Origin of the sequence: Pseudomonas alvandae, from assembly GCF_019141525.1 — a bacterium.
In the GTDB taxonomy this organism is placed as follows: domain Bacteria; phylum Pseudomonadota; class Gammaproteobacteria; order Pseudomonadales; family Pseudomonadaceae; genus Aquipseudomonas; species Aquipseudomonas alvandae.
Genome location: NZ_CP077080.1, coordinates 739,714 through 759,575, shown reverse-complemented (window position 1 = coordinate 759,575; position 19,862 = coordinate 739,714). Strand labels below are relative to the sequence as shown.

22 protein-coding genes are annotated in these 19,862 nt (G+C 64.0%); 21 read left to right on the top strand and 1 reads right to left on the bottom strand.

Going from position 1 to position 19,862, the window contains the following annotated elements; genetic code table 11:
• The first annotated feature begins 13 nt into the window (after positions 1-13).
• Positions 14-436, top strand: a complete 423-nt coding sequence (gene trxC, locus KSS97_RS03380) for a thioredoxin TrxC (RefSeq protein ID WP_198797423.1) — start codon at positions 14-16, stop codon at positions 434-436.
• A 121-nt stretch (positions 437-557) separates the two neighbouring features.
• Here the strand turns inward: trxC and KSS97_RS03375 are convergent, their stop codons facing one another.
• On the bottom strand, positions 558-1,328 hold the full coding sequence (locus KSS97_RS03375) for a ParA family protein (RefSeq protein WP_030140947.1): 771 nt from the start codon (positions 1,326-1,328) through the stop codon (positions 558-560).
• 357 nt (positions 1,329-1,685) lie between these two features.
• Here KSS97_RS03375 and KSS97_RS03370 point away from each other — a divergent pair, with 357 nt between their 5' ends.
• The 20 genes from KSS97_RS03370 (at position 1,686) to KSS97_RS03275 (ending at position 19,838) form a co-directional block, all read left to right on the top strand.
• Positions 1,686-2,405 (top strand): beta-ketoacyl synthase chain length factor, encoded by a 720-nt coding sequence (locus tag KSS97_RS03370; protein WP_030140948.1) that lies wholly within the window; start codon positions 1,686-1,688, stop codon positions 2,403-2,405.
• Positions 2,381-3,190: a lysophospholipid acyltransferase family protein gene (locus KSS97_RS03365; protein WP_030140949.1), complete on the top strand. Its 810-nt coding sequence runs from the start codon at positions 2,381-2,383 to the stop codon at positions 3,188-3,190. The genes KSS97_RS03370 and KSS97_RS03365 overlap by 25 nt, the downstream gene beginning before the upstream one ends.
• Positions 3,171-3,428 carry a phosphopantetheine-binding protein gene (locus KSS97_RS03360; RefSeq protein WP_030140950.1) on the top strand — a complete coding sequence of 86 codons (258 nt, stop codon included), beginning with the start codon at positions 3,171-3,173 and terminating at the stop codon, positions 3,426-3,428. The genes KSS97_RS03365 and KSS97_RS03360 overlap by 20 nt, the downstream gene beginning before the upstream one ends.
• 8 nt (positions 3,429-3,436) lie before the next feature.
• Complete coding sequence (locus KSS97_RS03355) at positions 3,437-3,691, top strand: acyl carrier protein (RefSeq protein WP_030140951.1); 255 nt, start codon at positions 3,437-3,439, stop codon at positions 3,689-3,691.
• Positions 3,688-4,233, top strand: coding sequence for a COG4648 family protein (locus tag KSS97_RS03350; RefSeq protein WP_030140952.1), 546 nt, complete (start codon positions 3,688-3,690; stop codon positions 4,231-4,233). Before KSS97_RS03355 ends, KSS97_RS03350 begins: the two co-directional genes overlap by 4 nt.
• On the top strand, positions 4,230-5,909 hold the full coding sequence (locus tag KSS97_RS03345) for an acyl-CoA synthetase family protein (RefSeq protein WP_217861089.1): 1,680 nt from the start codon (positions 4,230-4,232) through the stop codon (positions 5,907-5,909). The genes KSS97_RS03350 and KSS97_RS03345 overlap by 4 nt, the downstream gene beginning before the upstream one ends.
• A 191-nt stretch (positions 5,910-6,100) precedes the next feature.
• Positions 6,101-6,835, top strand: a complete 735-nt coding sequence (locus KSS97_RS03340; protein WP_030140954.1) for a glycosyltransferase family 2 protein — start codon at positions 6,101-6,103, stop codon at positions 6,833-6,835.
• Complete coding sequence (locus KSS97_RS03335) at positions 6,832-7,770, top strand: lysophospholipid acyltransferase family protein (RefSeq protein WP_030140955.1); 939 nt, start codon at positions 6,832-6,834, stop codon at positions 7,768-7,770. The genes KSS97_RS03340 and KSS97_RS03335 overlap by 4 nt, the downstream gene beginning before the upstream one ends.
• On the top strand, positions 7,751-9,295 hold the full coding sequence (locus KSS97_RS03330) for an HAL/PAL/TAL family ammonia-lyase (RefSeq protein ID WP_030140956.1): 1,545 nt from the start codon (positions 7,751-7,753) through the stop codon (positions 9,293-9,295). The genes KSS97_RS03335 and KSS97_RS03330 overlap by 20 nt, the downstream gene beginning before the upstream one ends.
• Positions 9,288-9,713 carry an acyl-CoA thioesterase gene (locus tag KSS97_RS03325; RefSeq protein ID WP_186706050.1) on the top strand — a complete coding sequence of 142 codons (426 nt, stop codon included), beginning with the start codon at positions 9,288-9,290 and terminating at the stop codon, positions 9,711-9,713. Before KSS97_RS03330 ends, KSS97_RS03325 begins: the two co-directional genes overlap by 8 nt.
• Entirely contained in the window at positions 9,710-10,303 is a 594-nt protein-coding gene (locus KSS97_RS03320; protein WP_217861088.1) for an outer membrane lipoprotein carrier protein LolA, read from the top strand. Before KSS97_RS03325 ends, KSS97_RS03320 begins: the two co-directional genes overlap by 4 nt.
• Entirely contained in the window at positions 10,287-12,626 is a 2,340-nt protein-coding gene (locus KSS97_RS03315; protein WP_217861087.1) for an MMPL family transporter, read from the top strand. The genes KSS97_RS03320 and KSS97_RS03315 overlap by 17 nt, the downstream gene beginning before the upstream one ends.
• Positions 12,623-13,780 carry a cation:proton antiporter gene (locus KSS97_RS03310; RefSeq protein ID WP_030140960.1) on the top strand — a complete coding sequence of 386 codons (1,158 nt, stop codon included), beginning with the start codon at positions 12,623-12,625 and terminating at the stop codon, positions 13,778-13,780. The genes KSS97_RS03315 and KSS97_RS03310 overlap by 4 nt, the downstream gene beginning before the upstream one ends.
• Positions 13,767-15,026, top strand: coding sequence for an NAD(P)/FAD-dependent oxidoreductase (locus KSS97_RS03305; protein ID WP_217861086.1), 1,260 nt, complete (start codon positions 13,767-13,769; stop codon positions 15,024-15,026). Before KSS97_RS03310 ends, KSS97_RS03305 begins: the two co-directional genes overlap by 14 nt.
• Entirely contained in the window at positions 15,023-15,751 is a 729-nt protein-coding gene (locus KSS97_RS03300; RefSeq protein ID WP_198797417.1) for a class I SAM-dependent methyltransferase, read from the top strand. Before KSS97_RS03305 ends, KSS97_RS03300 begins: the two co-directional genes overlap by 4 nt.
• The gene (locus KSS97_RS03295) at positions 15,748-16,230 is read left to right on the top strand and encodes a DUF3261 domain-containing protein (protein WP_217861085.1); all 483 of its coding nucleotides are present in this window, start codon (positions 15,748-15,750) and stop codon (positions 16,228-16,230) included. The genes KSS97_RS03300 and KSS97_RS03295 overlap by 4 nt, the downstream gene beginning before the upstream one ends.
• Positions 16,227-17,423 (top strand): beta-ketoacyl-[acyl-carrier-protein] synthase family protein, encoded by a 1,197-nt coding sequence (locus KSS97_RS03290; protein WP_198797415.1) that lies wholly within the window; start codon positions 16,227-16,229, stop codon positions 17,421-17,423. Before KSS97_RS03295 ends, KSS97_RS03290 begins: the two co-directional genes overlap by 4 nt.
• The gene (locus tag KSS97_RS03285; protein WP_030140965.1) at positions 17,420-17,887 is read left to right on the top strand and encodes a hotdog family protein; all 468 of its coding nucleotides are present in this window, start codon (positions 17,420-17,422) and stop codon (positions 17,885-17,887) included. The genes KSS97_RS03290 and KSS97_RS03285 overlap by 4 nt, the downstream gene beginning before the upstream one ends.
• Positions 17,884-18,612: a 3-oxoacyl-ACP reductase FabG gene (gene fabG / locus KSS97_RS03280; RefSeq protein ID WP_030140966.1), complete on the top strand. Its 729-nt coding sequence runs from the start codon at positions 17,884-17,886 to the stop codon at positions 18,610-18,612. Before KSS97_RS03285 ends, fabG begins: the two co-directional genes overlap by 4 nt.
• Positions 18,612-19,838 (top strand): beta-ketoacyl-ACP synthase, encoded by a 1,227-nt coding sequence (locus tag KSS97_RS03275; protein ID WP_030140967.1) that lies wholly within the window; start codon positions 18,612-18,614, stop codon positions 19,836-19,838. The genes fabG and KSS97_RS03275 overlap by 1 nt, the downstream gene beginning before the upstream one ends.
• Positions 19,839-19,862 lie beyond the last annotated feature (24 nt).

Below are 19,862 nucleotides of genomic sequence, written 5' to 3'. Positions count from 1 at the left end.
TGGAGACTGACCGATGCTGATCCCCTGCCCCCACTGCAACGGACTCAACCGCATCCCCGCCGAACGCCTCGGCGACCAGCCCAAATGCGGTCGCTGCAAGGCGCAATTGCTGTTGAACACACCCTTCGAACTCAAGCAAGGCGACTACGCCAGCCAGATCAAGGGCGACCTGCCGTTGCTGGTGGACGTCTGGGCGGACTGGTGCGGACCGTGCAAATCCTTCGCGCCGGTGTTCGAACAGGCCGCCGCGCAGTTGGCGGGCAAATGCCGGTTGGCCAAGCTCGACAGCGAGGCCAATCAGCAGTTGTCGGCGCAGCTGGGGATCCGTTCGATTCCCAGCTTGATTCTGTTCAAGGATGGCCGGGAGGTTGCGCGCCAGAGCGGGGCGTTTCCGTTGCCGCAGTTGATGAGTTGGCTGCGCAGCCAGGGGATTTGAAGCCATGGGATAAGCGTGGGAGCGGGCTTGCTCGCGAATGCGGCGTGTCAGTCGACATTTATGTGCCTGAAACACCGCATTCGCGAGCAAGCCCGCTCCCACATGGGATTTGCATGATCAGTCAGGCGCTTTCCAGCAGGCTATGCAACTCCACGAACTGCTGGGTCAGTTTATGCCGCGGGTCCAGGTGGATCAGTGGCAGGCTGGCCTGGTGCGATTCACGCATGCGCACTGAACTGCTCAGGTACACGGGCAACACCGGCAAGCCTTCGGCGATCAACTCATCGAGAATCTGTTGCGGCAGGCTGGCGCGGGCCTGGAACTGGTTGACGACAATTCCTTCCACTTCCAACGCTTCGTTATGGTCGTCCTTGAGCTCCTCGATTTCCGCCATCAGGCCATACAGCGCCTGGCGCGAAAAACTGTCGCAGTCGAAGGGGATCAATACGCGATCAGCGGCAATCAACGCTGAAACTGCATAGAAATTCAACGCTGGCGGGGTGTCCAGGTAAATCCGGTCGTAATCCTCGTCCAGCTCTTCGAGCAGCTTGCGCAGCTTGTTGATCTTGTGTTTCGCCTCGAGCTTGGGCTGCAGGTCCGTCAGCTCCGCCGTGGCGGTGATGACGTGCAGGTTGTCGAAAGGCGTTTCGTAGATATCGACCTTGTTCTTTTTCGAAAAGGGCCCCGATGAGAGGGTCTGCTTGAAAAAGTCGGCGATGCCCATGGGAATATCATCGCCCGTCAGGCCGGTCAGGTATTGAGTGGAGTTGGCCTGGGCGTCCAGGTCGACCAATAGCGTGCGATAACCCTCGCTGGCGCTCACGGCCGCCAGATTGCAGGCGATGCTGGACTTGCCCACGCCACCCTTCTGATTGAACACCACACGCCGCATGTCAAAACCTCCGTGCATCAAAGATGACCGAGTGTAGTTGCCCAAGACACCGCTTCGCTACCTTGCACACGGATGGATTACCGCATTGGTGGCTTTTTCAGACAACCAAGCGTCAATTACCCCAGCGATTGCCGGAAGGAACTGACAGACACAATCGTCACAATCGCAACAATGTGCGTGCCGGAGCCGGGCCCGACCAACCGACGGATTGACCCGGACAAAATGTAACCAGTATTTGCTACAAGCCAACCGCACCGGGATAATGCGCGCCACTTGGGTCGCAAGGCCATGCAGGGTTGGACGCGGGTCAAACCACTGAACCGTGACAATAAAAGCCCGCAGGGGTGGGATGAGTTTGTGATCAATTTCAATATCGCCCAATGGCGCGCATGGGCCCCTGGGCTCGAAAGCGTGGACGATTGGCAGGCATGGAGCCGACAACCGGTCGCGCTGGCCGCCAGCGACGCGGCCCCTGACGTGTCGTTCCTGCCCGCCATGCAGCGCCGCCGCCTGAGCCGCCTGGCGCGCATGGCCTTCAGTGTCGCCTGGCCACTGGCCGAGGGGCGACCGGACCTACCGTTGGTCTTTATTTCTCGTCACGGCGAAACCCCGCGCACTTTTGAGATTCTCAAGGACCTGGCCGCCGACCAGCCCTTGTCCCCGACCCAATTCAGTTTGTCGGTGCACAACGCAGTCATTGGCCTGTGGTCGATCATGCGCGGCGAAACCAGCGAGATGACCGCCCTGGCAGCCACGGGTGACGGCCTGGAGCACGGCATGCTGGAAGCCGTCGCGCTATTGAATGAAGGTGCGCCAGCGGTGCTGCTGGTCATCACCGAAGAACAACCACCCCAGGTCTATGCCCCCTGGGTCGACGACGTACCGTTTCCCTATGCGGTGGGACTGTTGCTGACTTGCGGTGACGACTGGCAACTGGACCTGTCCAGCGCACCAGCACCAATGGCCGGCAGCGACTGGCCCCACGCCCTGGATCTATTGCGTACGCTGCTGAGCAACGACACCACCTGCCAACATGCCTGGAAGAATCGTCTATGGACCTGGCAACGCAACCGGTGACCGGTAAACATCGCGACGCCTACTACTGGCGCCTGTTCGCGACCGCTGCAAGCTTCGCCCTCTTCGGGTTGGGCGGGCTGTGCCTGCGGTTGCTGGTGTTTCCCCTGCTCAATGCGTTGCCCGCCGATCCACAGACTCGTCGCCAGCGGGCTCGCCGCACGGTTGGACGCCTGTTCTGGTTCTTTATCCGGTTCATGGCCCGTACCGGTGTGCTCACCTATCAGATCGACGGCGCGGAGAAACTCGGCCGCCCGGGGCAAATGATCATCGCCAATCATCCCTCGTTGATCGACGTGGTCTTCCTGATCGGGCTGGTTCGCGACGCCAACTGCGTGGTCAAGCAAAGCCTGTGGGACAACCCTTTCACCCATGGCCCGCTGCGCTCGACCCAATACATCAGCAACGACGGCAGCATGGACATGCTCGACGCCGCCAGCGACGCCCTGCGGGACGGCCAATGCCTGATTGTCTTCCCCGAGGGCACGCGCACCCAGCCAGGCCATGCGCCGGCCTTTCATCGCGGCGCCGCGGCCATTGCCCTGCGAGGGGCGAAGGTGCTGACGCCGGTCACGATCAAGGTCAGCCCCACCACACTGACCAAGGCCGAACCCTGGTATCGCATCCCTCATCGCCGCGTGCACTTCAGTTTTCACGTTGGGGCCGATATAGACCCACAGGCTTTCGCCGCGCTGGGCCCTGCACCGCAGGCGTCACGCCGGCTCAACGATTTTCTGCATCACTATTTCATCAAGGAGCTCGCCGAAGATGAGCGATCTGCACCGTGACATCAAACAGCTGATCATCGACGCCCTCGGCCTGGAGGACATCGGTATCGACGACATCGGCGACGATCAGACCCTGTTCGGCGAAGGTCTGGGCCTGGACTCAGTGGATGCCCTGGAGCTCGGCCTGGCGATCCAGAAAAAATATGGCATCAAGATCGACGCCGATGCCAAGGACACCCGTAACCATTTCAGCAACGTGGCAAGCCTTGCGGCCTTCGTCACTGCAAAAAGCGCCTGAGACCGACCATGCAAACTCGTGACGATATCTTCAACACCCTGCGCGATGCCCTGGTCGAGCTCTTCGAACTGGACCCTGAGCGTGTAACGCTGGAATCGAACCTGTACCAGGACCTGGAAATCGACAGCATTGATGCGGTGGACCTGATCGACCACATCAAGCGCCAGACCGGCAAGAAAATCGCCGCCGAAGAATTCAAGTCGGTGCGCACGGTCAACGACGTGGTCGAGGCGGTCTATCGACTGGTCCAACCGGCCGCATGAGCCGGCTGATTGGCCTTGGCCTGCTGCTCGCGGGCCTGTTGTACCCCTTTGCAGTGTATTTCGGCATGGAGCACTTCGCGCCATGGCAATTCGGGCTGCTATTGGGCGGCCTGTGGCTGGCCCGGGCACTGCTCGGCAAGGGCGGGACCGGCAGTCGCTGGATGGCGGTCACGGCGATCATTTTTTGCATATTGCTTGCAGTGTTCGATAGCCCGCTCCTGCTGCGCTGGTATCCGGTGTTGATCAGCGTGTTCATGCTGGGTCTGTTCATCCTGAGCCTGAAATATGGCCCACCGATGGTCGAACGCCTGGCCCGCCTGCGCGAACCGCAGTTGCCGGCCAAGGCAGTGGTGTATACCCGCCAGGTCACGGTGGCCTGGTGTGTGTTTTTCCTGTGTAACGGTTTGCTCGCTGCCGCCCTGACCCTCTGGGCGCCGCTGAGCTGGTGGATGTTGTACACCGGCCTGATTTCCTACGGATTGATGGGGCTGATGTTTGCCATTGAATGGCTCATACGACAACGGGTAAGAGGCCGCCCATGAATTGGATAACACTTGAGCAGATGTTGCTCGAGGCCCTGCCGGACCGCGCTGTAGCCGTGGAACCGGCGCTGAATCACGCACAACTGCGCGATGACGCGCTGTGCCTGGCCGCCGGCCTGCAGGCCCGGGGCGTGCGGCATATCGCGGTGCACCTCGAAGATGCCGCCGACCTGGCGACCGCCCTGTTCGCTGCCTGGCGCGCCGGGGTGCGCGTGCTGCTGCCCGCCGACCTGCAGGCGCAGACGCGCCAGCGCTGGTCGGCTGACGTCGACCTGTGGCTGACCGACCTGCCCGGCGACACCCAAGCAGGTGACCTCCGGCAGGCTCCGCTGGAAGCGGCCGAGCTGGACCTTGATCACTGCTGGCTGAGCCTGTGCACTTCCGGCTCCAGCGGCGAGCCCAAGCGCATCGAGAAAACCCTGCGTCAGTTGAGCAACGAAGTCCAGGCACTGGAACGGCTATGGGGTGCGGACCTTGGTCCGGCCTGCGTGATCGGCAGCGTCGCCGCCCAACACATCTACGGGTTGTTGTTCCGGGTCCTCTGGCCGCTGTGCGCCGGACGCCCTTTTGTTCGTCGTCAGTTGCCCTTCCCGGAAGACATGCAGCGCGCCAGTCGCGAGCACCCGGCGTTCGCCTGGGTCGCCAGCCCCGCGTTGCTCAAACGCATGGGTGACAATCTCGACTGGCCGGCCCTGAGCAGTGTGCGCCGGGTCTTTTCCTCCGGCGGCGCCTTGCCTGCCGAGGCGGCGCAGAGCCTCGAACAGCGCCTGGGACAATGGTCGACGGAAATTTTCGGCAGCTCGGAAACCGGTGGCATCGCCTGGCGCCAGGGCGGCGACTTGTGGCAACCCTTCGCCGATGTCGAGCTGAGCCAGGACAGCGACGGCGCCTTGCTGGTTGCCTCGCCTTATCTGCCGGCCGGTCATGTGGAACATACCGCGGACGCGGTGCGGATCGCTGCAGACGGGCGTTTTGAATTGCTCGGTCGCTTGGATCGCATCGTCAAGCTTGAAGAAAAACGCATCTCACTGCCGATGCTGGAACAGGCGCTGACGGCCCACGAATGGGTCAGCGAAGCCCGGCTAGGCGTCGTGCAGGAAAATCGTGCCTCCCTCGGTGCCCTGCTGGTGCTCAGCGAAGCCGGCTTGCTCGCCTTGCGCAATCTGGGTCGGCGGGCCGTGACCCAATCCCTGCGCCAACACCTGAGCGGGCATTGTGAAACCTTGGCCCTGCCCCGACGCTGGCGCTGGCTGCGGCAACTGCCGTTGAACGCACAAGGCAAGCTGCCCCAGGCCGAAGTCGAAGCCGTGCTGATGGCGCCGCGTCCGAAAACCCCCGAGGTGCTTGAACAGATTGAAACCGACGGCGAATGGAACCTGCGCCTGACGGTGCCGCCCGACCTTGCCTATTTCAGCGGCCACTTTCCCACGGCGCCGGTCTTGCCCGGCGTGGTGCAAGTGGACTGGGCCATGAACCTGGGTCGCCAACTCATGAACCTGCCGCCACGCTTCGTCGGCATGGAAGTGCTCAAGTTCCAGCAACTGGTGCGCCCCGGCGATGAAATCCAACTGCACCTGCGCTTCGATCGTGAGCGCGGCAAGTTGTATTTCGCCTATCGCAATGACACGGCGGCCTGTTCAAGTGGGCGGATTGTGTTGGGGATGGCCGATGAATAATGCACGTGTAGCCGCCACTCCCCTGTGGCGAGGGGATTTAGCGAAACGTCGCACCGCCCCGCTCCAGTGCGAAGCGCTCGCCATCAATCTGTGGCGCAGCACAGAATTTGGGGTCGCTGCGCAACCCAGCGGGGATAAATCCCCTCGCCACAGGAAGGTTGTGCACAGTGAAACCGTGGAGGGAGCAGAATATGCATAACCCCTGCGCCGTCATCCCGGTCTACAACCACGAAACCGCCATCGCGACGGTGGTCCAGACGCTGCTCGGAAACGGCTTGCCCTGCGTGCTGGTGGACGACGCCAGCAGCCCGGCCTGCGCGGCGGTGCTCGAACAGTTGGCGGAAAACGAACGGGTTCACCTGGTCCGGCTCGCGGTCAACCAGGGCAAGGGCGGCGCGGTGATGACCGGGCTGCGGGAAGCTTCGCGCCTGGGTTTCAGCCATGCCTTGCAGGTCGACGCCGACGGGCAGCACGACCTTGGCGATGTGCGCACCTTCATCGAACAATCCCGAGCCCACCCGGACGCGCTGATCTGCGGCTACCCGCTGTACGACGCCAGCGTACCGAAAGGTCGCCTGTACGCGCGCTACCTGACCCACGTCATGGTCTGGATCAACAGCCTGTCCCTGCAAATCCGCGACTCAATGTGCGGTTTCCGCGTCTATCCCCTGGCGCCGACGCTGGCACTGATCGACTCGGCAAACATCGGCAAGCGCATGGATTTCGATTCCGACATCCTCGTGCGCCTGGCCTGGCGCAACCAGCCGATGCGCTGGCTGCAGACTCGTGTGCATTACCCGTTGGACGGCGTTTCGCACTTTCGCCTGTTCCACGACAACGTGCTGATCTCTCGCATGCACACCCGGTTGTTCTTCGGCATGCTGGTGCGCTTGCCAATGATTCTCTGGCAACGGTGGCGCCGATGAGCACAGACAAACAGCACTGGGCGGACCGCCAGGAACGCGGCAGTTTCTGGCTGATGAAACTCACCGCGGTTGCCGCCAAGGTGTTGGGCCGTCGGCTGCTGACCCCGGTGCTGTACGGCATCGTCCTGTACTTCTTCGTGTTCGGTCGCAGCGCTCGACACGCGGCCTGGCAATACCAGCAGCGCCTCGCCGATTGGAGCGACCGCCCCGAACTGCGTCCGTCCCACCGGCGCGTCTTCGGCCAGTTCATGGCTTTTGCCGATTCCCTGCTGGACAAGCTTGACGTCTGGAATGGCAAGCTGAGCATCGAGCAGATCGAAATCGTCGACACGGCCTTGCTGCGCAATCACCTGCGCGACGCACGCGGGCAGATGCTGGTGGGCGCGCACCTGGGCAACCTGGAAATGTGCCGGGCCCTGGCCGAGCTGGGCGAAAAGGTCACCATGAACGTGCTGGTGCACACCAAGCACGCCGAGCAGTTCAACCGTCTGTTGGGCGAGGCCGGCGCTACGCACTTGCGGCTGATCCAGGTCAGCGAGCTGGACCCGGTGATCATGCTGCAACTGAGCGAACGCCTGGAGCGCGGCGAGTGGCTGGCGATCGCGGGCGACCGCGTGCCGCTGCATGGCGGGCGTAGCGTGACCGTGGACTTCATGGGCTACCCGGCCGCCTTCCCGCAAGGCCCCTGGCTGCTGGCCGGGCTGCTGAAATGCCCGGTCAACCTGCTGATGTGTCTCAAGCACGAGGGACGTTATCGCGTCACCCTCGAACCCTTCGCCGATGCGGTGGCATGGAAGCGCAACGACCGCGAACAAGTGATCGCCCACTGGGCCGCTCGCTATGCCGAGCGCCTGGCGCAGTACTGCCTCCAAGGCCCGCAACAGTGGTTCAACTTTTACCCTTTCTGGAAGACCGATGACGATGCCCACTCTTGAGCCGGTAACCTTCGGCGAACGCCCCCTGCGCATTGAAGATGTATTGGCCCTGGCCAACCGTCAGGCACCGACGCAGTTGCAGGATGACCCGGCGTTCCGCCAGCGCATCGCCAAGGGTGCGCAATTCCTCGATTCCCTGCTGGACAAGGAAGGCGTCATCTACGGCGTGACCACCGGCTACGGTGATTCCTGCGTGGTGGCCGTGCCGTTGCACCACGTCGAAGCCCTGCCTCGTCACCTGTACACCTTCCACGGCTGCGGCCTCGGCAAACTGCTCGACGCCCAGGCGACCCGGGCCGTGCTGGCGGCGCGTTTGCAGTCGCTGTGCCACGGCGTATCGGGGGTGCGAGTGGAGCTGCTGGAGCGGCTCCAGGCCTTTCTCGAACACGACATCCTGCCGCTGATTCCGGAAGAAGGCTCGGTGGGCGCCAGCGGCGATTTGACGCCGCTGTCCTACGTCGCCGCTACGTTGTCCGGTGAACGGGAAGTCATGTTCCGTGGCGAACGCCGCCTGGCCGCCGATGTGCATCGCGAACTGGGCTGGACGCCGCTGGTGCTGCGGCCCAAGGAAGCCTTGGCGTTGATGAACGGCACCGCCGTGATGACCGGCCTCGCCTGCCTGGCCTTCGCCCGCGCCGACTATCTGCTGCAACTGGCGACCCGCATCACCGCGCTGAACGTCGTCGCCCTGCAAGGCAATCCGGAACACTTCGACGAGCGCCTGTTCGCCGCCAAGCCACACCCGGGGCAAATGCAAGTCGCCGCGTGGCTGCGCAAGGACCTGGCGATCGACGCGCCGACCGCGCCGTTGCACCGCCTGCAGGATCGCTATTCGCTGCGCTGCGCGCCCCATGTGCTCGGGGTCTTGGCTGACAGCCTGGGCTGGCTGCGCGGGTTCATCGAAACCGAACTCAACAGCGCCAACGACAACCCGATCATCGACGCCGAAGCCGAGCGCGTGCTTCATGGCGGACACTTCTACGGCGGGCATATCGCCTTCGCCATGGACAGCCTGAAAAACCTGGTGGCCAACGTCGCCGACCTGCTGGACCGTCAGCTCGCCCTGCTGGTGGACGAGCGTTACAACCACGGCCTGCCGAGCAACTTGTCCGGCGCCAGTGCCGAGCGGGCGATGCTCAATCATGGTTTCAAGGCCGTGCAGATCGGCACCAGCGCCTGGACCGCCGAAGCCCTGAAAAACACCATGCCGGCCAGCGTGTTCTCGCGCTCCACCGAGTGCCATAACCAGGACAAGGTGAGCATGGGCACCATCGCCGCCCGGGACGCCATCCGCGTGCTGGAACTGACCGAGCAAGTCGCCGCCGCCACCTTGCTGGCCGCCAACCAGGGCGTGTGGCTGCGCAGCCGCGCCGAAGACGCGCGACCGCTGCCGCCGGCCCTCGCCGCCATGCACCAACAACTGGCCGAGGACTTCCCGCCGGTCATCGAAGACCGCGCCCTGGAAGGCGAACTGCGCCTGTGCCTGCAACGCATCGCCGAACAACACTGGAGGCTGCATGCGTAGCCAAGGTGTTCTGCACGTCGACACCCAGATCGTGGTGCCGTTTTTCGATGTCGATTCGATGAACGTGGTCTGGCATGGCCACTACGTCAAATACCTCGAAGTGGCGCGCTGCGCCTTGCTTGACCTGATCGGCCATAACTACAACGACATGCTCGAATCGGGGCATGCGTGGCCGGTGATCGACTTGCAGTTGCGCTACGTACGCGGTGCCGTGTTCGGCCAGGCCCTGACCGTGCGTGCCAGTCTGGTGGAGTGGGAAAACCGGCTGAAGATCAATTACCTGATCAGTGACGCCGCAACCGGCGAACGCTTCACCCGTGCCAGCTCCGTGCAAGTGGCGGTGGACATGGCCACTCGCGAGATGCTGCTGGCTTCGCCACGGGTGTTTGTCGAAGCGGTCGAGAGGAAACTGTCATGAAGCGCCTGTTCATCTGGCTGCTGCTGTGCAGCCTGTCGCCGCTGGCCCAGGCGTTCGATCTACAGCAGTTGAGCGACCAACTGGCCCGCCCGGACGTGATCCACGGCCAGTTCATCCAGGAAAAACACCTGCGCGCCCTGCCCCAGCCCCTCACCAGCAAGGGCCGCTTCGTGCTGGCGAAAAACCACGGCCTGCTGTGGTTGCTGCAGACGCCGTTGCAACAGGATTACCGCATCACCGCCCAGGGCATCGCGCGACGGGACGGCAATGCCTGGCAGATGCTGCCGAACAAGAGTGCCGGCGCCGAGCAGAACCGGTTGTTCCTGGCGGTACTGCAGGGTGACAGCAGCGGCCTGCAGCGCGACTTCGAACTGAGCCTGTCGGGCGAGGCGCAACAGTGGAAACTCACCCTGACCCCGCGCTCGGTACTGCTCAAGCAGGTCTTCAACCAGATCAACATTGACGGTGGCGAGCTGGTCCAGCGTATTGAACTGCTGGAAACCCAGGGCGACAGCACCGTGCTGCGCATGCAGGACACCACCAGCATGCAACCCTTGAGCGAAGCGGAGCAACATGACTTTGCCGAGTGAACGCAGGCTGCCGCGGCTGTTCCTGATCCTGCTGCTGGCGGTGCTGGCGCTTGCCGGATGGCAATGGCGCAACGGTGCGCCGCTGTCGGCGAACCTGATGGAACTGGTGCCAGGCACATCGCCGGATGCGCTGGAACTCACCGCTGAACAACGCATGCAAGCACCGCTCAATCGCGAGCTGTTGGTGCTGGTTGGCCACGCCGACCGCCAGCAAGCCATCGCCCTGGCGCAAACCCTCGGCGAGCAATGGCAAGCCAGCGGCCTGTTCGACAAGGTCCAATGGACGCTCCAGGCCGACCTGCCGGCGCTGCGCAAGCAACTGCTCGATGGCCGGCTGGCCATGCTGTCGGCAACGGACCGGCAACAATTGATCGATCATCCCGAGGCCTTTATCCAGCAGCGGGTACAAGCGCTGTTCGACCCGTTCAGCGGCTTCAGCCTGGTCCCGAGCCAGGACGACTGGCTCGGCCTGACCGGGCGTATCCAGAACAGCCAGCCACAACGCGGCGCCATACAACTGGACGTCGGTAGCGGTGCGCTGGTCGCCGAAGCCGACGGCAAGCACTGGGTCATGCTGCGGGCGCGTACCCAGGGCAATGCGTTCGACATGAACCTGCCGTTGCAAGTGGCCGAACGGGTACAACGCAGCCGCGAACACGCGAGCCAGGCCCAGGGCCAACTCTTGGCGGCCAGCGGCTTGCTCTACGCTGCCAGCGGACAACAACAGGCGTCGCGGGAAATCACCTGGGTCGGCGGCGGCGCAACAGTCGGTATCCTATTGCTACTGTTGCTGGCCTTCCGACGCTTTGCCGTGTGGCTGGCGTTCGTGCCGGTGCTGGTGGGCATGTTGTTCGGCGCGGTGGCCTGCGTGGCGCTGTTCGGACGCATGCATGTCATGACCCTGGTGCTGGGTTCGAGCCTGATCGGCGTAGCAGTGGATTACCCGCTGCACTACCTGTCCAAGAGCTGGAGCCTCAAGCCGTGGCGTAGCTGGCCGGCCCTGCGCGTGACCTTGCCGGGGCTGAGCCTGAGCCTCGCGACCACTTGCATCGGTTACCTGGCGTTGGCCTGGACGCCGTTCCCGGCCCTGACCCAGATCGCGATTTTCTCCGCCGCCGGGCTGCTGGGCGCCTACCTGACGGCGGTCTGCCTGTTGCCGGCGCTGCTGGGTAAGACAGACCTGCGCCCCGCCCAGTGGCCGCTGCAGTTCTGCGAAAATCTGCTCAAGTGCCGCGAAGCGCTACTGGGCCGCGTGCGCACACCCGTCCTGCTGACGCTGTTGTTGATCTTCTGCGCGGGCGGTCTCTGGCAACTGACCACGAAAAACGACATCCGCCAGTGGATCGGCACGCCCCAGCACCTGACCGACGAAGCCCGCGATGTCGCCCGCATCACCGGATTCCAGCCCACCAGCCAGTTCTTCCTGATTCGCGCCGATGACCAAGCGCAACTCTTGGAGCGCCAGACCGCCCTCAATGAGCGGCTCGACCAACTGATCGGCCTGGAAAAACTCCAGGGCTACCTGTCCCTCAATCAATTGGTCAGCCCGCCCGCCGAACAATTAAAGGTCCGCGAGGCCCTGGGCCGGCTGCCGGCGTTCTGGCAACCGCTGCTGGACGTCGGCGTGCCGGTTGCCGCATTGCAAGCGGAGCTTAAGCAATTGCAGGCCCTGCCAGTGACCGACATCGACGCTGCGCTGACCGGCCCGCTGGCAGAACCCTATCGCACGCTCTGGCTAGGCCCGACGGCGCAAGGCGTGGCGGCGGTGGTCAGCCTGCAGGGCTTGAACGATGCCGCATTGCTGCGGGTGCAGGCGGTGGACCTGCCCGGGGTCCAATTGGTGGATCGCCTGGGTGACCTGAACCGGGTGTTTGCCGCCACGCAGGTCAGCGCCGCCGAACTGAAGCTGGCCTCCTGCGTGTTGATCGTCCTGGTGCTGATCTGGCCATTCGGCGTCGGCGGCGCCTTGCGCATCGTCGCCCTGCCGCTGCTGGCCGCGCTGTGCAGCCTGGCGAGCCTGGGCTGGCTGGGCCAGCCGCTGACGCTGTTCAGCCTGTTCGGCCTGTTGCTGGTGACGGCCATCGGTGTCGATTACGCCATCCTGATGCGTGAACAGATTGGCGGAGCCGCTGTGAGTCTGCTGGGCACGCTGCTGGCGGCGATCACCACCTGGCTGTCGTTCGGCCTGCTGGCGCTGTCGAGCACGCCGGCGGTAAGTAATTTCGGCCTGGCGGTCAGCCTCGGTTTGGCGTTCAGCTTCCTGCTCGCGCCATGGGCCGGGCAACAGGCCCATGCGAACCGCGCTGCGGAGCCGGTGCAATGATGACGCTGCTGTTCTGGCTCATGGCCCTGGCGCTGTTTGCCTTGGCGACGGTGGCCGGGCGCCGCTTCGGGCTGATCCCGATTGTCAGCCAGTTGCTGCTGGCAACGTTCGGCCTGCCCTTGCTGATGTATTTCTGGATCGAACCGGGCTGGCACCTCAACGGCGCGCAACTGGTCTCGCCCGTATGGTTGAAGAATCTCTACAGCCTCGCCTTCGCCTTATTGTTGGGGCACATCCTCAGCGATGTGATCGACCTGCGCCTGGACCGCCAAAGCCTCAAGATCGCCTTGCCAAGCTTTGGCGTACCGTTCGCCTGCGGCTTGGCCACCGCGACCTGGCTGCTGCCACCCCAGCCATGGATCAGCTCGCTGGCGGTGGGGCTGTTGTTTTCGATCACGGCGATACCGGTGCTGTACCTGTATTTGCGCCACATCGCCTACCCACCCGACGCCACTCGCCGATTGGTACAGACTGCGATCCTGATCGACCTGATTTGCTGGAGCCTGTTCGCCCTCGCCCAGGGCAGCCTGCACCTGGGCAGCCTGTTGCTGCCGCTGGCCGGCGCTTGCGTGCCATTGCTGCTGCGACTGGTGGGCCTGCGCCAACCGTTGCTGCACAGCGGCCTGTTCTTTGCCCTGCTGGTGGTGGCCGAGCATTACCGGCTCAATGCGCTCATCGCCGGCATCGGCTACCTGCTGTGCATGGCCGCGCTCAAGGTGCCGCTGGTATTGCCCCTCGGCGCCGAATGGATGCAAAGGTTGCAAACCTACCTGGCCATCCCCTTGATCCTGACGTTCGGTATCGTGCAGATCAACGTGCACAGCGCCATGGACAGCCTCGGCTGGGTCCAGCTCGTGGCGTTGCTGCTGTTGCCGATAGCCAGCAAACTGTTGGGCAACTGGCTGGGGCTGGGTTGGGCCGGCGCCTCGTTCGCCGGCGCCAGTCGCTGGCGAGAAAGTGTCTTGCTGAATATTCGCGGCTTGAGTGAAATCGTCTTCCTCAACCTGCTGCTGCAACAAAACCTCATCAGCCCGGCACTGTATTTCGCCCTGATGCTGATGGGGTTGATCGCCACATTATTGCCGGCCGTGGCCGGTTTTCACCGTATACCCTCGATTGCCGTCTCGGCCAGGAGCCCCCGTGTCAACAGTTGAAATGGAACGTCGACAGGTTGTCGTCATCGGAGCGGGGCCTTCCGGCGCCATCGCCGCCGCGCTGCTCAAGCGCAAGGGCCACGATGTGCTGGTCATCGAGCGCCAGTATTTCCCGCGGTTCTCCATCGGCGAAAGCCTGTTGTCCCATTGCCTGGACTTCGTCGAAGAAGCCGGCATGCTCGACGCGGTCAACGCCGCCGGGTTCCAACGCAAGAACGGCGCCGCGTTCGCCTGGGGCGAGCGCTACAGCGCCTTCGATTTCGGCGACACCTTCAGCGAAGGCAAGCCCACCACATTCCAGGTCCAACGCGCCGACTTCGACAAGTTGCTCGCCGACCAGGCGGCCCTGCAAGGTGTGGAAATCCGCTACGGCCAGGCCATCGCCAACGTTGACTTCTCCCTCGCCAAGCCGCAATTGGGCGTGCAACGCGAGGACGGCAGCGAGTACCGGGTCGAGGCGGATTTCGTCCTCGACGCCAGCGGCTACGGCCGGGTCTTGCCGCGCCTGCTGGACCTTGAGGCGCCGTCGAATTTCCCGGTGCGCCAAGCGGTGTTCACCCACGTCGAGGATCGCATCGACAGCCCGACCTTCGATCGCGAGAAGATCCTCATCACCACCCATCCGACGAAGCGCGACGTATGGTTCTGGACCATCCCCTTCAGCGGCGGGCGTTGCTCGGTGGGCGTGGTCGCGGCCGCGGAACACTTCGAGGGCCGCACCGATGACCTCGACGCCTGCCTGCGCGGCTTCATCGACGAAACCCCGAGCCTGGCCGGTGTGCTGGACAATGCCGTGTGGGACACCCCGGCGCGGACCATCGGTGGCTACTCGGCCAACGTCAAGTCCTTGCACGGCCCCGGCTTCGCCCTGCTGGGCAACGCCGCGGAATTCCTCGACCCGGTGTTCTCATCCGGCGTGACCATCGCCATGCGTTCGGCGAGCATGGCCGCCGACGTGCTGCATCGGCAGTTGCAAGGCGAGCCGGTGGATTGGCAGAGCGAATTCGCCGAGCCATTGAAACGCGGCGTCGACACCTTCCGCTGTTACGTCGAAGGCTGGTACGCCGGCACCTTCCAGGACGTGATCTTCTACACCGAAGGCTCCGACGACATCCGCCGCATGATCAGTTCGATCCTCGCCGGCTACGCCTGGGATCAACGCAACCCATTCGTCAGCGAACCCAAGCGGCGCCTGCGCATGCTCTCGGAAATCTGCGCGAGTCCGGCGCCGAGCCAGCAAACATGAGCTACCTGAGCGACAGCTACGTCGAGGAAACCCGCTTCGGTTTCTGGTTCCTGCGCAGCCACACCTGGCAACACCATGTGCTGCGCGTGGCGATCAACGACCTGCGCGGCCTGTTCAGCGCTGCGCCGCCATCCAATCCAGTGTTGCTGGACGCCGGTTGCGGCCAGGGCAAGTCATTCCAGTACCTGCGCCAGGCATTCGCGCCGCAACGCCTGATTGGCGTGGACGCCGATCCCCAGAGCCTGGACCTGAGCGCCGAGGAAGCGGCTCGCCAAGGCATGGCGGTCGAGCTGATCGGCAGTGACTGCGCGACCTTGGCGGTGCCCGATGCGAGCGTTGACTTGCTGTTCTGCCACCAGACCTTTCATCATTTGGTGGAACAGGAAAAAGCCCTCGCCGAGTTCTATCGCGTGCTCAAGCCCGGCGGTTATTTGATGTTCGCCGAATCCACCGAGGCCTACATCGACACCTGGGTAATCCGCTGGCTGTTCCGTCATCCGATGCACGTGCAGAAAAGCGCCGCGCAGTACCTGGCGATGATCCGCGACCAAGGGTTCCAATTCGAAGACCGCAACGTCTCCTACCCGTACCTGTGGTGGAGCCGCGCCAAGGACTTCGGCCTGCTGGAACGCTGGGGCCTGCGTCGGCCCAAGCCGTTTGGCGAGCGCGAGGAAACCCTGGTCAACGTGGTGGCGCGCAAGCCGCTCGAGGGGGCCACGGGATGATCCGCTGCCTGTTGATCGGCTGCCTGCTGTTGCTCAGCGCCTGCGCCAGTCATGCGCCGCTGCCCGAACGCACGCCGACCCTGGCGCTGCCGCTGCAATTGCACATCGAGCGGCAACTGGCCGGCCAGCGCCAGGATTGGCTGTTGGTGATCCAGCGTGAAAACACCGGCATCCGCTGGTCGATGATGGACCCGCTGGGCATTCCCGTCGCCCGCCAGCGCCTGGCCGATGGCCAGTGGCGGGCCGACGGCCTGCTGCCGCCCAATGCCGAGGCCCGGGAACTGTTCGCGGCGCTGTTGTTCGCCCTGACCCCGGAAACGGAGCTGGCCAGCAACTACCCCATCGCCCGGCAACACGGCGTCGAACGAGCGCTCGAGAGCCGCTGGCAGGTGCGTTACCAGCAACCGCTGGAGTTTGAGCTGCGCTTGCCCCAAGGCCCGCATTACCGCATCACGCCGTTGACCGAGAGTGCCCAATGACTGCTTATCTGAATGCCCTCGGGGTGATCTGCGCCCTGGGCCGGGACAAACAGAACGTCGCGCGCAACCTGTTCGCCGGCGACTGCTCGGGCGTGCGCAGCGAGGCTGGCTGGGTCGCCGAACGGGCATTGCCGGTGGCTTCGGTAGCGGGTGAGCTCGCCCAGATCCCGGAAACCCTGGCGGCCCAACGCAGCCGCAACAATCAGCTGTTGCTGGAAGCTGGATTGCAGATTCGTCCCGAGATCGACCGGGCCATCCAGGCTTACGGCCGCGCGCGCATCGGCATCGTCCTGGGCACCAGCACCTCGGGCATCGACGAGGCCAGCCAGGGCATCGCCCATTACCTGCGCGAGCAGCGGTTCCCCGAAGGCTACGATTACCAGCAACAGGAACTCAGCGCGCCGGCCAATTTCCTCTCCGACTGGCTTGGCCTGAGCGGCCCCTCCTACGTGATCTCGACCGCTTGCACCTCCAGCGCACGGGCCTTGATGAGCGCCCGTCGCCTGCTGGACCTGGGGTTGTGCGACGCCGTGCTGTGCGGTGGCGTCGACAGCCTGTGCAAACTGACCCTTAACGGTTTCTCTGCGCTGGAAGCGGTGTCGAACGAGCGCTGCAATCCGTTTTCGGTGAACCGCAGCGGCATCAACATCGGCGAGGCGGCGGTGCTGTTTCTCATGAGCAAGACGCCAGGCGACGGTCACTCGATCGCGCTGCTCGGTGACGGCGCCAGCTCCGACGCGCACCATATTTCCGCGCCGGAACCCAGCGGTCGCGGCGCCCGCCAGGCGATGGAAAAAGCCTTGCGCTGCGCCGGCCTGGACGCCAGCCAGATCGACTACCTGAACCTGCACGGCACAGCCACGCAGCATAACGACGCCATGGAAAGCCATGCGGTGGCCGGACTGTTTCCAGCGGGCGTGCCCTGCTCGTCCACCAAGCCGATGACCGGCCACACCCTCGGCGCGGCAGGCGCACTGGAGGCTGCGTTCTGCTGGTTGGCCCTGAGCGCGGACAATCCCAGCCATGCCTTGCCACCCCATGTCTGGGACGGCCAGCCCGATCCCGAACTGCCGGCACTGAACTGGATCGATAGCCGCGCCCGCCTGAACCCGACCCACCCCCGTCGCCTGATGAGCAACTCGTTTGCCTTCGGCGGCAACAACGTCAGCCTGATTATCGGAGACGCCCAATGATTGACTGGCCGCTCGCCGAACTGCTGCCCCACGCAGGGGACATGATCCTTATCGACCGGATCGTGACCTTCGATGACGAGCAGATCCATACCGTCGCCACGGTCAAGCCAGGCGGTTTGTTCAACCTGGACGACGGCGCGCTGCCGGCCTGGGTCGGCATCGAGCTGATGGCCCAGAGCGTCGCGGCGTTCGCCGGTTGCCACGCCCGCCAGCGCGGCGATGCCGTGGAGCTGGGCTTCCTGCTCGGGACCCGCAAGTTCGAATGCAACGTCGAACATTTCCCGGTGGGCACCGAACTGGCCATCCACGGCGTTCGCTCCCTGGAAGACGACAACGGCATGGGTGTGTTCGAATGCCACATCCACGCGCCGGGCATCCACGCCACCGCGCGGCTGAACGTATTCCGTCCACCCCATGCCGCCCAGTACCTCAATGAAACCTCTGCAACAGGAACCCAGCCATGACTGAATCCGTACTGGTTACCGGCTCCAGCCGTGGCATCGGCCGCGCCATCGCCTTGCGCCTGGCCCAGGCCGGGCACGATATCGTCTTGCATTGCCGCAGCGGGCGCGCCGAGGCCGAAGCGGTCCAGGCAGAAGTCCTGGCCCTGGGCCGCAACGCCCGTGTCCTGCAATTCGACGTCTCCGACCGCGCCGCCTGCAAAGCCGCTCTCGAGGCGGATGTGGAAACCCACGGCGCCTATTACGGCGTGGTGCTCAACGCCGGCCTGACCCGCGACGGCGCCTTCCCGGCCCTGAGCGAAGACGACTGGGACAGTGTGCTGCGCACCAACCTCGACGGTTTCTATAACGTGCTGCACCCGGTGATGATGCCGATGATCCGCCGCCGCGCCGCAGGACGAATCGTCTGTATCACGTCAGTGTCCGGCCTGATCGGCAACCGTGGCCAAGTCAACTACAGCGCCTCGAAAGCCGGCCTGATCGGCGCGGCCAAGGCATTGGCCATCGAACTGGGCAAGCGCAAGATTACCGTGAACTGCGTCGCGCCGGGCTTGATCGACACCGCCATGCTCGATGAAAACGTACCCGTGGAAGAATTGATGAAGATGATCCCCGCCCAGCGCATGGGCACTCCGGAAGAAGTCGCCGGCGCGGTGAATTTCCTGATGTCCGCCGAAGCCGGTTACATCACTCGGCAGGTCCTGGCCGTCAACGGAGGCTTGTGCTGATGAAGCGCGTCGTCGTCACCGGCATGGCCGGCATCACCTCCATCGGCAGCGACTGGGAAACCATCGCCGCCAACTTCGCCGCCAACCGCAGTGGCATCCGGCGCATGGATGAGTGGGACCGTTTCACCGAACTGAACACACGCCTGGCCGGCCCGATCGACGATTTCCAGGTCCCGGCCCACTGGACGCGCAAGCAACTGCGCAGCATGGGCCGGGTCTCGCGCCTGGCCGTGGCCTCGGCGGAACAGGCCCTGGCCGACGCCGGCCTGCTGGGCGATCCGTCGATCAAGGATGGCCGCATGGGCGTGTCCTGCGGTTCGTCCACCGGCAGCACCGATGAGATCAAGGCCTTCGGCAACATGCTGCTCAACAGCGTGGCCGAAGGGCTGAACGCCAATTCCTATGTGCGGATGATGCCGCACACCACGGCGGCCAACATCAGCATCTTCTTCGGCCTGACTGGACGGCTGATCCCTACGTCCAGCGCCTGCACCAGCGGCAGCCATGGCATCGGCTATGCCTACGAGGCCATCAAGTTCGGCCGCCTGCCGCTGATGCTCGCTGGTGGCGCCGAAGAACTGTGCCCGACCGAAGCAATGGTCTTCGACGCGCTCTACGCCACCAGCCTGAAAAACGATGCGCCGCAGACCAGCCCACGTCCTTACGACAAGGGGCGCGATGGATTGGTGATCGGTGAAGGCGCCGGCATGCTGGTGCTCGAAGAACTGGAACACGCCCTGGCCCGTGGCGCGCACATCCATGCCGAGATCGTTGGTTTTGGGAGCAACGCCGACGGCCAGCACGCCACCCGCCCCGAATTGAGCACCATGCGCCGGGCCATGGAACTGGCCCTTGAGGATGCCGGCCTCGAGCCATCCGCCATCGGCTACGTCAACGGTCACGGTACGGCCACCGAACAGGGCGACGTCGCCGAGACCCTGGCCACCAGCAGCCTGTTCGGCGAGCACATGCCCATCAGCTCGCAGAAAAGCTTCCTTGGCCACACCCTCGGTGCCTGCGGTGCGCTGGAGTCCTGGTTCAGCATAGAAATGCTGAACCGCGACCTCTATGTGCATACTTGCAACCTCGATGAGGTCGACCCTGAGTGCGGCAAACTCGACTATTTGCGCAACGAGTTCCGCGCGATGAGCAATGAATACGTGATGAACAACAACTTTGCCTTCGGTGGGGTCAACACTTCGCTGATCTTCCGCCGCTGGCATTGATTCCCGTAAATCCCCTGGTCAAGG

Bases quoted from the DNA above. Each gene is read 5' to 3' on its own strand.
- KSS97_RS03315 (WP_217861087.1), top strand. From the start codon at position 10,287: ATGACTTTGCCGAGTGAACGCAGGCTGCCGCGGCTGTTCCTGATCCTG.
- KSS97_RS03310 (WP_030140960.1), top strand. From the start codon at position 12,623: ATGATGACGCTGCTGTTCTGGCTCATGGCCCTGGCGCTGTTTGCCTTG.
- KSS97_RS03375 (WP_030140947.1), bottom strand. From the start codon at position 1,328: ATGCGGCGTGTGGTGTTCAATCAGAAGGGTGGCGTGGGCAAGTCCAGC.
- KSS97_RS03330 (WP_030140956.1), top strand. From the start codon at position 7,751: ATGACGATGCCCACTCTTGAGCCGGTAACCTTCGGCGAACGCCCCCTG.
- KSS97_RS03350 (WP_030140952.1), top strand. From the start codon at position 3,688: ATGAGCCGGCTGATTGGCCTTGGCCTGCTGCTCGCGGGCCTGTTGTAC.
- KSS97_RS03335 (WP_030140955.1), top strand. From the start codon at position 6,832: ATGAGCACAGACAAACAGCACTGGGCGGACCGCCAGGAACGCGGCAGT.
- KSS97_RS03320 (WP_217861088.1), top strand. From the start codon at position 9,710: ATGAAGCGCCTGTTCATCTGGCTGCTGCTGTGCAGCCTGTCGCCGCTG.
- KSS97_RS03290 (WP_198797415.1), top strand. From the start codon at position 16,227: ATGACTGCTTATCTGAATGCCCTCGGGGTGATCTGCGCCCTGGGCCGG.
- KSS97_RS03360 (WP_030140950.1), top strand. From the start codon at position 3,171: ATGAGCGATCTGCACCGTGACATCAAACAGCTGATCATCGACGCCCTC.
- KSS97_RS03345 (WP_217861089.1), top strand. From the start codon at position 4,230: ATGAATTGGATAACACTTGAGCAGATGTTGCTCGAGGCCCTGCCGGAC.
- fabG (WP_030140966.1), top strand. From the start codon at position 17,884: ATGACTGAATCCGTACTGGTTACCGGCTCCAGCCGTGGCATCGGCCGC.
- KSS97_RS03325 (WP_186706050.1), top strand. From the start codon at position 9,288: ATGCGTAGCCAAGGTGTTCTGCACGTCGACACCCAGATCGTGGTGCCG.
- trxC (WP_198797423.1), top strand. From the start codon at position 14: ATGCTGATCCCCTGCCCCCACTGCAACGGACTCAACCGCATCCCCGCC.
- KSS97_RS03300 (WP_198797417.1), top strand. From the start codon at position 15,023: ATGAGCTACCTGAGCGACAGCTACGTCGAGGAAACCCGCTTCGGTTTC.
- KSS97_RS03340 (WP_030140954.1), top strand. From the start codon at position 6,101: ATGCATAACCCCTGCGCCGTCATCCCGGTCTACAACCACGAAACCGCC.
- KSS97_RS03275 (WP_030140967.1), top strand. From the start codon at position 18,612: ATGAAGCGCGTCGTCGTCACCGGCATGGCCGGCATCACCTCCATCGGC.
- KSS97_RS03355 (WP_030140951.1), top strand. From the start codon at position 3,437: ATGCAAACTCGTGACGATATCTTCAACACCCTGCGCGATGCCCTGGTC.
- KSS97_RS03285 (WP_030140965.1), top strand. From the start codon at position 17,420: ATGATTGACTGGCCGCTCGCCGAACTGCTGCCCCACGCAGGGGACATG.
- KSS97_RS03365 (WP_030140949.1), top strand. From the start codon at position 2,381: ATGGACCTGGCAACGCAACCGGTGACCGGTAAACATCGCGACGCCTAC.
- KSS97_RS03295 (WP_217861085.1), top strand. From the start codon at position 15,748: ATGATCCGCTGCCTGTTGATCGGCTGCCTGCTGTTGCTCAGCGCCTGC.